We start from the raw sequence: 12407 nt of genomic DNA, 5'->3' as shown, positions 1-12407 counted from the left end.
TCGGCAGACCCCATCGGCCGGAGCCGGCGTCCAGTGGGCGGATCCGGGGGCGTCGGTCTCGGCTCAGCTTGCCTGGTTTGCGGGGGCCGGTTCTCGTGTGGCTGTGCGTTGGCGGGCTGTCGGGACTACCAGTGGGGTGTTCGTCTCCGGGTCGGGGATCACTCGGCAGGGGAGGCCGAAGACCTCCTCCACCAGGGGTGCCGTGACGATCTCGCCCGGCTCGCCCTCCGCCACCACGCGGCCGTCGCGCAGGGCGATGAGGTGGGTGGCGTAGCGGGCGGCGTGGTTGAGGTCGTGGAGGACGGCGACGAGGGTGCGGCCCTGCTCCTCGTGGAGCCGGGCGCACAGGTCGAGGATCTCGATCTGGTGGGCGATGTCGAGGTATGTCGTCGGCTCGTCGAGCAGCAGCAGCGGGGTTTCCTGGGCCAGGGCCATGGCGATCCACACGCGCTGGCGCTGGCCGCCGGAGAGTTCGTCCACGTACCGGTCCGCCAGGTCGGCCACGCCCGTGGCCGCCATGGACTCGCCGACGATCCGCTCGTCGTCCTTCGACCACTGCCGCAGCAGTCCCTGGTGCGGGTAGCGGCCGCGGGCGACGAGGTCGGCGACGGTGATTCCGTCGGGGGCGATGGAGGACTGCGGGAGCAGGCCGAGGGTGCGCGCGACCTTCTTCGCCGGAAGGGAGTTGATGTCCTGGCCGTCCAGCAGGACGGTGCCGGCGGCCGGCTTCAGCATGCGGGACAGGGCGCGCAGCAGGGTCGACTTGCCGCAGGCGTTGGGGCCGACGACCACCGTGAAGGAGTGGTCGGGGATGGCGACGCTCAGCCCTTCGGCGATGGTCCGCTGCTCGTAGGCGAGGGTCAGCCCGTGCCCGCTCAGTCGCGTCGCGCCCTGTTCCATGTCCCGTACTCCGTCCTGGCCCGTGGCCGTGGTGCCGGTCGTGCCTGTGGCCGTGGTGCCGGTCGTGCTCGTGGCCGTGTGCGTCATATTCGGCCTGCTTTGCGCTGGGTGGCCAGCAGCCACACGAGATAGCCGCCGCCCAGCACGCCGGTCACCACGCCGACCGGCAGCTGGTGCCCGGTGAAGGCCCGCTGTGCCAGCCAGTCGGCGGTGACCAGCAGGGCCGCGCCCATGCAGAGCGAGGGCAGCAGGTTGGGGCCCGGCGCGCGGGTCAGCCGGCGGGCCAACTGCGGTGCGGTGAGCGCCACGAAGGCCACCGGGCCCGCGGCCGCCGCGGCGAAGGAGGCCAGCAGCACGGCCGAGACGAGGAGGGCGGCGCGTACCCGCTCGACGCGCACGCCCAGCGCGTAGGCCGCGTCGTCGCCCATCTCCAGCATCCGCAGGGCGGGGCCGCAGGCGAGGAGGGTGACCGGCACCAGCACCGCCATCACGGCGAGCAGCGGCAGCGCGTTGTCCCAGCCGCTGCCGTCCAGGCTGCCGGTGAGCCAGAGGACGGCGCGGGCCGCCTCGGTGATCTGGGCGCGGGTCAGGAGATAGCCGTTGACGCCGGTGAGGATCGCGGCGACGCCGACGCCGATGAGCACGAGGCGGTAGCCGTGGACACCGTGGCGCCAGGCCAGCGCGTAGATCAGCGCGCCGGTGACCGTGCCGCCGGCCACCGCGCCGCCCGCGAGCGCCAGGCTGCCACCGCCGACGAGGACGACCGCGGCGAGCGCGCCGGTGGCCGCGCCTTGGGTGAAGCCGAGGATGTCGGGGCTGCCCAGCGGGTTGCGGACGACGGCCTGGAAGATCGCGCCGGCCAGGGCGAGCGCGGCCCCGGTGAGGAGAGCGGTGACCACGCGCGGCAGTCGGACCTCGCCCACGATGAACTCGTCGGCGGGCAGGCCGTTTCCGGCCAGTGTGTCGAAGACCTGGGCCGGGCTGAGCGGGTAGTCGCCGCTGCCGATGGAGAGCACGGCGAGGGCGAGCGCCAGCAGCGCGCAGCCCGCGCCGGCGGCCAGGGCCCGCGGCCGGAAGCGTAGGGAGAGCCCGCCGGGGGTGCGCAGCACCGCCTGGCCGCGGGGGCGCAGGACGGCCGTGGGGCCGCGGGTGTCGCTCATGCCTGGGCCGCCTTCCGCTGCCGCACGAAGTAGAGGAACAGCGGCCCGCCCAGGACGGTGGTGACGATGCCCACCTGGAGTTCCCCGGGGCGCGCCAGCACCCGTCCGACGACGTCGGCGCCGAGCATCAGCACGGGCGCGAGGATTGCGCAGTACGGCAGCATCCAGCGCAGGTCGGGCCCGGTGAGGGCGCGTACGAGGTGGGGGACCATCAGGCCGACGAAGACGATCGGCCCGCAGGCGGCGGTGGCCGCACCGCACAGCAGGGTCACGGCGGCGATGGCGCCCGCGCGGATCAGCTGGGGGCGCGTGCCCAGGGCGCGGGCCGCGTCGTCGCCGAGCGCGAGGGCGTTGAGCGGGCGGGCCAGGGCGAGCGCGAGCAGCAGGCCCGCGGCGACGAAGGGCGCCACCTTGGCGACGGTGTCGGGCTGGGCGGTGGCCAGTGAACCGACCGTCCAGAAGCGCATCTTGTCCAGCGAGACGGTGTCGAGCAGCATCACCGCGCTCACGTACGCGGTGAGCGTGGCGTTGAGCGCGGCTCCGGCCAGCGCGAGCCGGGCGGGGGTGGCCCCGCGCCCGCCGCCCACCGCGTACACCAGTACCGAGACGGCGGCGGCGCCGGCGAAGGCGAACCAGACCCAGCCGGCGAAGGTGGTCACGCCCAGGAAGCTGATGGCGGTGGCGACGGCCGCCGCGGCGCCCGCGTTGATGCCGAGCAGCCCGGGGTCGGCCAGGGGGTTGCGGGTCAGTGCCTGCATCACGCCGCCGGCCAGGCCGAGCGCGGTGCCGACGAGCAGCCCGAGGAGGGTGCGCGGCAGCCGCATCTGGTGGACCACGGTGTACGCGGCGGAGCCGCTGTCGGTGAGCCCCTGCCAGGCCTCGGCGAGCGTGAGCTGCTTCGCGCCGACGGCGAGGCTGAGCGCGAGGACGGCGAGCAGGAGGAGGGCGGAGCCGAGCAGCCCGGCCGCGCGCAGGGCGTGCCGGCCGCGCGGCGGGCGTATCCGGGGTCGCGGGCGTATCCGGGGCCGGGGTTCGGCCGCCGAACTCCCCTGGGCCTGCGGTGACTTCGCGAGAGGCACGTCGGGCTCCGGTACAGGGCGGGGCGGAAATCGACCCGCCCTCTGGACAAATACTTTGGTTAGGTTAACCTAACCACGAATCCAGGCCATAGGCCGCCCCCTCCCGACGTACGAGAGAAGACACCGCACCATGCCATACGACAGAACCGCTCAGCTCTCCCGCCGTGGCCTGCTCGCCGCGGGCGGCGCCGTCGGCCTCGGTGCCATGCTCGCCGCCTGCGGGGAAAGCGGTGGTTCGGGGTCGTCCAAGGAGGGTGCCAAGGGCGGCGCTTGGTCGTTCACCGACGACCGTCAGAAGAAGGCCTCGACCAAGTCCGCGCCGAAGAGCATCGTCGCCTTCACCGGCACGGCCGCCGCGCTCCACGACTACGGCATCGAGGTCAAGGGCGTTTTCGGCCCCACCAAGGCGGCCGGCGGCAAGCCGGACGTGCAGGCCGGCGACCTGGACATCGCGAAGGTGGAGATCCTCGGCAACGTCTACGGCGAGTTCAACGTCGAGAAGTACGCGGCGCTGCGCCCCGAGGTCCTGATCACGGACATGTGGGAGAAGGACGCCCTCTGGTACGTGCCGGAGGAGTCCAAGGACAAGATCCTCAAGCTGGCCCCGAGCGTCGCCCTCTGGGCCGCCGACGTCTCCATGACCGAGGCGCTGGAGCGCCGCGCCGCGCTGGCCGAGTCCCTGGGCGCGGACCTGAAGGCGCGGAAGGTCGTCGACGCCAAGGCCCGCTACGAGAAGGCCCTCGGCGCCGTGCGCGAGGCCGCCAAGTCCAACCCGGGGATCAAGGTCCTGATCGGGTCCGGCAGCGCCGACTACTTCTACGTCTCCACCCCGGGCCGCCCGACGGACACCCGCACCTTCAAGGAGCTGGGCATCGAGCTCGTCACCCCGGGCAAGCTCGACCAGGGCGGCTGGTTCGAGTCCCTGAGCTGGGAGAACGCCGACAAGTACCCGGCCGACGTGATCATGATGGACAACCGCAGCTCGGCGCTCCAGCCCGAGGCCCTGGCGAAGTCCAAGCCGATCTGGAAGAAGCTGCCCGCCGTCAAGGCCGGCCAGGTGATTCCGCGCGTGACCGAGCCCGTCTACTCCTACGACAAGTGCGCCCCGCTGCTGGAGGACCTCGCGGAGGCGATCAAGAACGCGAAGAAGGTCAGCTGACCGTGTAGTCGGCAGGCCTGACGCCCGTCGACCAAGACCCCACGGCCCACGGCAACTTCCGGGAGGGATCTCGCATGACCGCAGTCACCACCGCCACCGCCGCACCGTTCCGCTTCTTCGACGCCCATGTCGTACGCGGTGAACGGCTCGGGCCCTCCGTGGTGCGGATCACCTTCGGTGGCGAGGCGTTGCGGGAGTTCGCCTGCGGCGGCAGGGACCAGAGTTTCTCGCTGTTCCTGCCGCACCCGGGCCAGCCGCTGCCGGTCGTGCCGACCTGGTCGGGCGACGGCTGGTTCGCCCAGTGGCGGGCGATGGACCCTGCGGTGCGGGCGGTCATGCGCTCGTACACGGTGCGCGAAGCCCGGCCCGAACGGGCCGAGCTGGACGTGGACTTCGCGCTGCACGGCGACGGCGGGCCCGCCTCCCGGTGGGCGGCCCGCGCGCTGCCGGGCGACTGCGTGGTGCTGCTCGGCCCGACGGCCGAGGACAACAAGAGCGTGGGGTTCCGGCCGCCGCTGACCACCGACTGGGTGCTGCTCACGGCGGACGAGACCGCGCTGCCGGCCGTCGCCGGGATCCTGGCCTGGCTGCCCTCCGGGGTGGCCGCCAAGGTCTGGATCGAGGTGCCGGACGCCGGTGACCTCCAGCACCTGCCGACCGCGGCCGACGCCGAGGTCAACTGGCTGGTGCGCGGCACCGGTCCGGACCGCCGCGAGGGCCTGCTGCTCGACGCGGTCCGCGCGGCCGAACTGCCCGGCGGCAGCCCGTATGCGTGGATCGCGGGCGAGTCGGGGAGCGTGCGGGCGCTGCGGCGCCACCTGGTGGGGGAGCGCGGTTTCGACCGCAAGTCCGTGAAATTCGCCGGGTATTGGCGCCAGGGAGCCTCGGAGGAGGATCTCCGGGCGGAAGCCCTCTCCGGAAGCGCGAGCAGCCAGGACTAGAGCGGCACGAAAGGGTCCCACCTCAGGGCGGGGCCCTTCCGCACGCCCGGGAGCGGGAATTCACCGGCTGTGCACCCGAGGAATGGCGCACCGCCCCGAATTGGTGGCCCAAGTAAGGTTAGGCTAACCTAACTTCCGCGCGAGCCGATCTCGCCAGGTCACGTCCGCAACTGGGAGGACGAAAACGTGAGTTTCCCTGCTGAGCCCGCCGAGGCCACTACGGAGAGCGCTCCACAAACGGCGCTCGACGCGCGGTCCCATCTGCTGAACCGGGCGACCGCGGAGCACTACCGCAGCTCCGTGGCCGACGGCGTAGACCGCGTGGCCGTCAAACTCGCCCGGGTGGACCGGCCGTTCACCGGCATCACCCCCGACCGGCTGGCCCCCGCCGTCTCCGCCATCGACCTCGACCGGCCGCTGGGCGACCCGGCCGCCGCCCTCGACGAGCTGGAGAGTGTCTATCTGCGCGACGCGATCTACTTCCACCACCCCCGCTACCTCGCCCACCTCAACTGCCCGGTGGTCATCCCCGCGGTGGTCGGCGAGGCGGTGCTCTCCGCGGTCAACTCCTCGATGGACACCTGGGACCAGTCCGCGGGCGGCACGCTGATCGAGCGCCGGCTGGTCGACTGGACCGCCGAGCGCATCGGCTTCGGCCGGGCCGCCGACGGCATCTTCACCAGCGGCGGCAGCCAGTCCAATCTCCAGGCGCTGCTGCTGGCCCGGGACGAGGCCTGCCGGATCGTCCAGAAGAACGCCGAAACGTCCCTGCGGAAGCCGGAGATCCTGCCCCGGCTGCGCATCCTCACCTCCGAGGCCAGCCACTTCAGCATCACCAAGGGCGCCACCCTGCTCGGACTCGGCCCCGAGGCTGTCATCTCCGTGCCCTGCGACCACGACAAGCGGATGCAGACCGTCGCGCTCGCCCGCGAGCTGGAGCGCTGCGCCGAGCAGGACCTGGTCGTCATGGCGGTCGTCGCCACCGCGGGCACCACCGACTTCGGCTCCATCGACCCGCTGCCCGAGATCGCCGACCTGTGCGAGCGCGCCGGTACGTGGCTGCACGTCGACGCCGCGTACGGCTGCGGGCTGCTGGTCTCGCGCCGCCGCCACCTGCTCGACGGCATCGAGCGGGCCGACTCGGTCACCGTGGACTACCACAAGTCCTTCTTCCAGCCGGTCAGTTCGAGCGCCGTGCTGGTCCGTGACCGCGAGACGATGCGCCACGTCACGTACTACGCCGACTACCTCAACCCGGCGCGGATGGCCGAGAACCGCATCCCCAACCAGGTGGACAAGTCCATCCAGACCACCCGCCGCTTCGACGCGCTCAAACTGTGGATGACCCTGCGCGTCATGGGCGCCGACGGCATCGGCGAGCTCTTCGACGAGGTCGTCGACCGGGCCGCCGGGGGCTGGGAACTGCTGAACGAGGACCCGCGGTTCGAGGTCGTCACCCGCCCGCAGCTGTCCACGCTGGTGTTCCGCTACGTGCCCCCGGCCGGCGCCGACCCGGTGCTCACCGACCGGATCAACCTGCACGCCCGCGAGGCGCTGTTCGCCTCCGGCGACGCCATCGTGGCCGGGACGAAGGTCGACGGGCGGCACTACCTGAAGTTCACCCTGCTCAACCCGGAGACCACACTCGCCGACATCGCCCACGTCCTCGACCTGATCGCCGAGCACGCCGGCCGCTGCCTCGCCGAGCACACCGCGACCGAACTCAGCCGCCCGCGCGCCAGCTGACCACCGCCGGCTGACCACCGCGTCGGCTGACCACCGCGCCCGCCGGCCACGAGCCGGCCCACCGCACCCGCACCGCCCAACGGGAGATCCCCTTGTCCACCCAGCCCGCCACCCCGACCTCCGGCCCTGAATCCGGCCCGTACGACTTCATCGGCATCGGGCTCGGCCCCTTCAACCTGGGCCTGGCCTGCCTGACCGAGCCGATCGACGAGCTGAGCGGACTGTTCCTGGAGAGCAAGCCGGACTTCGACTGGCACTCGGGCATGCTGCTGGAGACCAGCACCCTCCAGACGCCGTTCATGTCTGACCTGGTCACCCTGGCCGACCCGACCTCGCCCTACTCCTTCCTCAACTACCTTAAGGAAGAGGGGCGGCTGTACTCCTTCTACATCCGCGAGAGCTTCTATCCGCTCCGCAGCGAGTACAACGACTACTGCCGCTGGGCCGCCGCCAAGCTCCCCGGCCTGCGCTTCGGCCACCAGGTGACCTCGGTCGAGTGGGACGCGGCGGGCGAGGTCTACCTCGTGCGCGCCGAGGAACTGGCGACCGGCGAGCGCAAGACCTTCCGCGGGCGGCGCCTGGTCCTGGGCACCGGCACCCCGGCGTACGTTCCGGACGCCTGCCAGGACCTGGGCGGGGACCTCATCCACAACTCCCGCTACCTGGACACCAAGTCCGAGCTCCAGGCCAAGGAGAGCATCACGGTCGTCGGCAGCGGGCAGAGCGCCGCCGAGATCTACTACGACCTGCTCCAGGACATCGACGCGCACGGCTACGAGCTGACCTGGGTGACCCGCTCGCCCCGCTTCTTCCCGCTCGAATACACCAAGCTGACGCTGGAGATGACCTCGCCGGAGTACGTGGACTACTTCCACGGGCTGCCCTCCGCGACCCGCGACCGGCTGGTGAACTCCCAGAAGAACCTCTACAAGGGCATCAACTCCGAGCTGATCAACGACATCTTCGACCTGCTCTACATCAAGAACCGGCGCGGCCCCTGCCCGACCCGCCTCCTCACCAACACCGCGCTGTCCGAGGCCCGTTACGACGAGACCACCGCCACGTACACCCTCGGGCTGCGCCAGGAGGAGCAGGGGCAGGACTTCAGCCTCGCCACCCAGGGGCTCGTGCTGGCGACCGGCTACCGCTACCAGGTGCCGGACTTCCTCGCCCCGGTCACCGACCGCATCGTCTGGGACGAGCAGGGCCGCTACGACGTGCGCCGCAACTACAGCATCGACACCACCGGGCAGGGCATCTTCCTGCAGAACGCGGCCACCCACACCCACAGCATCACCGCCCCCGACCTGGGCATGGGCGCGTACCGCAACTCCTGCATCATCCGCGAGCTGCTGGGCCGCGAGCACTACCCGGTCGAGAAGGCCATCGCCTTCCAGGAGTTCGGCATCCCCACCGGCGTACGGGAGAGTGCGGAGATATGAGCGACCACGACACCACCGGGACCGTCTTCCGCCGCACCGACCCCCAGCTGGGCGAGTTCGCCCTGCGCCCCGCCGACCCGGCCGCCGACGGCGAGCTGCTGCACGCCTGGGTGACCCACCCCAAGGCCGCGTTCTGGCTCATGCAGGGCATGACGCGGGTCGAGGTCGAGCGCGAGTACGCGGCCATCGCGGCCCACCCGCACCACGACGCCTTCATCGGCCTCCACGACGGCCGCCCCGCGTTCCTCGTGGAGCGCTACGACCCGGCGCACGTCGAGCTGAAGGGCCTGTACGAGGCGCTCCCCGGCGACATCGGCATGCACTTCCTGTGCGCGCCCACCGACACCCCGCTGCACGGCTTCACCCGGGCCGTCATCACCACGGTCATGGCCGCGCTCTTCGACGACCCGGAGGTCCGCCGCGTCGTCGTCGAGCCCGATGTGCGCAACTCGGCCGTCCACGCCCTCAACGAGGCGGTCGGCTTCGAGATCGTGGAGAAGATCGCGAAGCCGGAGAAGAACGCGTACCTGAGCATCTGCACCCGTGACCAGTTCCTGGCCACCCAAGGAGCCACCCGATGAATCCCTCCGCAAACCCCGATCTCACTCCCGCGGAGGCCGTCGCCCACCTCACCCCCGAGCACTGGGACCGGGCGGGCCGCCTCCTCGTCCGCAAGGCGCTGGCCGAGTTCACGCACGAGCGCCTGCTGGCGCCCGAGGAGATACCCGGCGGCCGGTTCGCGGTCAGCAGTGACGACGGCTCGGTCGAGTACCGCTTCGCGGCCGGCCGCCGCGCGCTGGACCACTGGCAGGTCGACGCCGACTCGATCACCCGCCACCGCGGCGGCGCCGAACTCCCGCTGGACGCCCTGGAGTTCTTCATCGAGTTCCGCCAGGCGCTCGGGCTCGGCGACCGGGTCCTGCCGGTCTACCTGGAGGAGATCAGCTCCACCCTCTCCGGCACCGCGTACAAGCTGGCCGCCAAGGCGGTCACCGCGGCCGAGCTGGCCCGCTCCGGGTTCCAGGAGATCGAGACCGGGATGACCGAGGGCCACCCGTGCTTCGTGGCCAACAACGGGCGGCTCGGCTTCGACATCGCCGAGTACCGCTCGTACGCGCCCGAGGCCGCCGCGCCCGTACGGCTGATCTGGCTCGCCGCACACCGCGACCGCGCCACCTTCACCGTCTCCGCCGACCTCGACTACGAGCGGCTCGTGCGCGACGAGCTGGGCGAGGAGACGCTGGCCCGGTTCGCGCAGACGCTGGCCGGACTCGGCCTGGACCCGGCCGACTTCCTGCTCATCCCCGTACACCCCTGGCAGTGGTGGAACAAGCTGTCGGTGACCTTCGCCGCCGAGGTGGCCCGCCGCAACCTGGTCTGCCTGGGCCACGGCGAGGACGCCTACCTCGCCCAGCAGTCCATCCGCACCTTTTTCAACACCAGCGACCCGGCCAAGCACTACGTGAAGACGGCCCTGTCCGTCATCAACATGGGCTTCATGCGCGGGCTCTCGGCCGCCTACATGGAGGCCACCCCGGCCATCAACGACTGGCTCGCCGACCTCATTGCGCGGGACCCGGTGCTGACCGGACTCGGCTTCTCGATCATCCGCGAGCGGGCCGCCATCGGCTACCGGCACGAGCAGTACGAGGCGGCCACCGACCGCTACTCCCCGTACCGCAAGATGCTGGCCGCGCTGTGGCGCGAGAGCCCCGTGCCGGGCCTGGCCCCCGGCGAGCGGCTCGCCACCATGGCGTCCCTGCTGCACACCGACCGCGACGGCGCCTCCCTCACCGGTGCACTCATCGCCGACTCGGGCCTGGCGCCCCGCGATTGGCTGCGCCGCTACCTCGACGCCTACCTCACGCCGGTGGTGCACTGCTTCTACGCCTACGACCTGGTGTTCATGCCGCACGGCGAGAACGTCATCCTCGTCCTGGACGAGCAGGGCACGGTCCAGCGCGCGATCTTCAAGGACATCGCCGAGGAGATCGCCGTCATGGACCCGGACGCGGCCCTGCCGCCTGCTGTCCAGCGCATCCGCGCCGACGTGCCGGACGACATGAAGCTGCTGTCGATCTTCACCGATGTCTTCGACTGCTTCCTGCGCTTCCTGGGCGCGACCCTGAGCGAGGAAGGGGTCATCGAGGAGGACGAGTTCTGGGCCGCGGTCGCCGGTTGCGTCACCGCGTACCAGGCCTCGGCGCCGCACCTGGCCGACAAGTTCCGGCAGTACGACCTGTTCGCGCCGGAGTTCGGCCGCTCCTGCCTCAACCGGCTCCAGCTGCGCGACAACCAGCAGATGGTCGACCTCGCCGACCCGGCGGGCGCCCTGCAGGTCATCGGCGTGCTGGAGAACCCGATCGCGAAATTCGCCCCGCGATCCGCGTGATCGCATTGGCCGGTGCGGGTGCGGTGGCCCTCCGGGGGCACCGCACTCGCACCCCCGACTCACCGGAGTCCGCATGACCGCCGTGGCCGCCGACGCGACCTCTCCCCCCGCCGACCGAGGCGAGCGCCTGCCCACGCGCTGGCTGATCCTCGGGGTGATCTGCCTCGCGCAGCTCGTGGTCCTGCTCGACAACACCATCCTGAGCGTCGCGATCCCCTCCCTGACCCGGGAGTTGGGGGCGAGCACGGCCGACGTCCAGTGGATGATCAACGCGTACTCGCTCGTGCAGTCGGGGCTGCTGCTCACCGCGGGCAACACCGCCGACCGCTACGGCCGCAAGCTGATGCTGCTGACCGGCCTGATCCTCTTCGGCATCGGCTCGCTGGCGGCCGGATTCGCCCAGACCACCGGCCAGTTGATCGCCGCCCGGGCGGGCATGGGCATCGGCGGCGCGCTGCTGCTCACCACGACCCTGGCCGTGGCGCTGCAGATCTTCGACGACGAGGAGCGGATCAGGGCCATCGGCATCTGGGCCGCGGTCAACGCGCTCGGCTTCGCCTGCGGCCCGCTGATCGGCGGCATCGTGCTCGACCACTTCTGGTGGGGCGCGATCTTCCTGATCAACCTGCCCGTGGTGGCCCTCGGGATCGTCGCGGTGGTCGTGCTCGTCCCGGAGTCCAAGAGCCCGCGCGGCGACCGCCCCGACCTGCTCGGCGCGCTGCTGTCCACGGTCGGCATGACGGCGCTCGTGTACGCGATCATCTCCGGCCCGGAGCACGGCTGGGGGTCGGGACAGGTGCTGCTCCCGGCCGCGGTCGGCGTGGTCGTTCTGGCCGCCTTCGCGTACTGGGAGAGCCGCATCCCGTACCCGATGCTCGATATGCACTTCTTCCGCGACCGGCGGTTCTCGGGCGCGGTCGCGGGCGCCATCCTGATCACCTTCGGGGCGGGCGGCGCACTGTTCCTGCTGACCCAGCACCTCCAGTTCATCGCCGGATACGGCCCGTTGGAGGCGGGGCTGCGGACGGCGCCGCTCGCGCTGACCGTGGTCGCGCTCAACTTCACCGGCGTCTCGGCACGGGTGACGCGCGCCCTCGGGCTGCCGCTCGCCATCGCCGTGGGCATGGGGCTGCTGGCGGTCGGCCTGGCCGTGGTCGCGCTCTTCGCCTCCGACGGCTACGGCGTGCTGCTGGTGGGCCTGGTCGTGATGGGCGCGGGCTGTGCCTTCGCCAACCCGGCCATGGCCGAGGCGATCATGTCGGCGATCCCGCGGGACCGGGCCGGGGTCGGCGCGGGCATCAACGGCACCCTCGCAGAGTTCGGCAACGGCCTGGGCGTCGCGGTCCTGGGCGCGGTCCTCGGCTCCCGCTTCTCTGCGCTGCTCCCGGCGGCCCTGGTATCGGCGGGCTCGTCCCTGCCCGCGGCGCTGGCGGCGGCCCGTACGGACGCGGAGCGCGCGGCGGTATCCGGCGCCTTCGCCTCCGGCGTGGAGACGGGCCAGTTGGTCGGTGCCGCCGCGGTGCTGGTGGGCGGGTGGTTGGCGGCGTGGCTGCTGAGCAGGGCGGGGCGGGAGGAGACCGCGTAGAAG

General features: G+C 71.8%; 10 protein-coding genes. 7 read left to right on the top strand and 3 right to left on the bottom strand.

Annotated elements, in window-relative coordinates; all coding sequences use genetic code 11:
• Positions 1–63 precede the first annotated feature (63 nt).
• From AOK16_RS20050 to AOK16_RS20040, 3 genes are read right to left on the bottom strand one after another with little or no spacing between them, the layout of a single operon-like run.
• Complete coding sequence (locus AOK16_RS20050; protein WP_079101588.1) at positions 64–987, bottom strand: ABC transporter ATP-binding protein; 924 nt, start codon at positions 985–987, stop codon at positions 64–66.
• Positions 984–2060, bottom strand: coding sequence for a FecCD family ABC transporter permease (locus AOK16_RS20045; RefSeq protein WP_055473584.1), 1077 nt, complete (start codon positions 2058–2060; stop codon positions 984–986). The genes AOK16_RS20050 and AOK16_RS20045 overlap by 4 nt, the downstream gene beginning before the upstream one ends.
• Complete coding sequence (locus tag AOK16_RS20040) at positions 2057–3139, bottom strand: FecCD family ABC transporter permease (protein ID WP_055473583.1); 1083 nt, start codon at positions 3137–3139, stop codon at positions 2057–2059. Before AOK16_RS20040 ends, AOK16_RS20045 begins: the two co-directional genes overlap by 4 nt.
• Positions 3140–3269: 130 nt before the next feature.
• Between AOK16_RS20040 and AOK16_RS20035 the strand changes: the two genes are divergently transcribed.
• The 7 genes from AOK16_RS20035 to AOK16_RS20005 all read left to right on the top strand — a co-directional run bounded on the left by AOK16_RS20035 (position 3270) and on the right by AOK16_RS20005 (position 12404).
• Positions 3270–4298: an ABC transporter substrate-binding protein gene (locus AOK16_RS20035; RefSeq protein WP_055473582.1), complete on the top strand. Its 1029-nt coding sequence runs from the start codon at positions 3270–3272 to the stop codon at positions 4296–4298.
• A 74-nt stretch (positions 4299–4372) separates the two neighbouring features.
• Entirely contained in the window at positions 4373–5239 is an 867-nt protein-coding gene (locus AOK16_RS20030) for a siderophore-interacting protein (RefSeq protein ID WP_055473581.1), read from the top strand.
• Positions 5240–5425: 186 nt separating this feature from the next.
• Entirely contained in the window at positions 5426–6985 is a 1560-nt protein-coding gene (locus tag AOK16_RS20025) for a pyridoxal phosphate-dependent decarboxylase family protein (protein WP_055473580.1), read from the top strand.
• Between the two features lie 92 nt (positions 6986–7077).
• Positions 7078–8427 (top strand): lysine N(6)-hydroxylase/L-ornithine N(5)-oxygenase family protein, encoded by a 1350-nt coding sequence (locus AOK16_RS20020; RefSeq protein WP_055473579.1) that lies wholly within the window; start codon positions 7078–7080, stop codon positions 8425–8427.
• Positions 8424–9008 (top strand): GNAT family N-acetyltransferase, encoded by a 585-nt coding sequence (locus AOK16_RS20015; protein WP_055473578.1) that lies wholly within the window; start codon positions 8424–8426, stop codon positions 9006–9008. Before AOK16_RS20020 ends, AOK16_RS20015 begins: the two co-directional genes overlap by 4 nt.
• Entirely contained in the window at positions 9005–10819 is a 1815-nt protein-coding gene (locus AOK16_RS20010; RefSeq protein ID WP_055473577.1) for an IucA/IucC family protein, read from the top strand. The genes AOK16_RS20015 and AOK16_RS20010 overlap by 4 nt, the downstream gene beginning before the upstream one ends.
• Before the next feature lie 73 nt (positions 10820–10892).
• The gene (locus AOK16_RS20005) at positions 10893–12404 is read left to right on the top strand and encodes an MFS transporter (protein WP_055473576.1); all 1512 of its coding nucleotides are present in this window, start codon (positions 10893–10895) and stop codon (positions 12402–12404) included.
• Positions 12405–12407 lie beyond the last annotated feature (3 nt).

The organism is Streptomyces pathocidini (genome assembly GCF_001418495.1).
In the GTDB taxonomy this organism is placed as follows: domain Bacteria; phylum Actinomycetota; class Actinomycetes; order Streptomycetales; family Streptomycetaceae; genus Streptomyces; species Streptomyces pathocidini.
The sequence above is the reverse complement of the archived record's forward strand: the minus strand, read 5'-3'. Positions and strand labels throughout refer to the sequence as shown.

What these genes read in the sequence shown, in the direction of transcription:
- AOK16_RS20010 (WP_055473577.1), top strand. Translation starts at nt 9,005, where the DNA reads ATGAATCCCTCCGCAAACCCCGATCTCACTCCCGCGGAGGCCGTCGCC.
- AOK16_RS20005 (WP_055473576.1), top strand. Translation starts at nt 10,893, where the DNA reads ATGACCGCCGTGGCCGCCGACGCGACCTCTCCCCCCGCCGACCGAGGC.
- AOK16_RS20045 (WP_055473584.1), bottom strand. Translation starts at nt 2,060, where the DNA reads ATGAGCGACACCCGCGGCCCCACGGCCGTCCTGCGCCCCCGCGGCCAG.
- AOK16_RS20030 (WP_055473581.1), top strand. Translation starts at nt 4,373, where the DNA reads ATGACCGCAGTCACCACCGCCACCGCCGCACCGTTCCGCTTCTTCGAC.
- AOK16_RS20050 (WP_079101588.1), bottom strand. Translation starts at nt 987, where the DNA reads ATGACGCACACGGCCACGAGCACGACCGGCACCACGGCCACAGGCACG.
- AOK16_RS20035 (WP_055473582.1), top strand. Translation starts at nt 3,270, where the DNA reads ATGCCATACGACAGAACCGCTCAGCTCTCCCGCCGTGGCCTGCTCGCC.
- AOK16_RS20015 (WP_055473578.1), top strand. Translation starts at nt 8,424, where the DNA reads ATGAGCGACCACGACACCACCGGGACCGTCTTCCGCCGCACCGACCCC.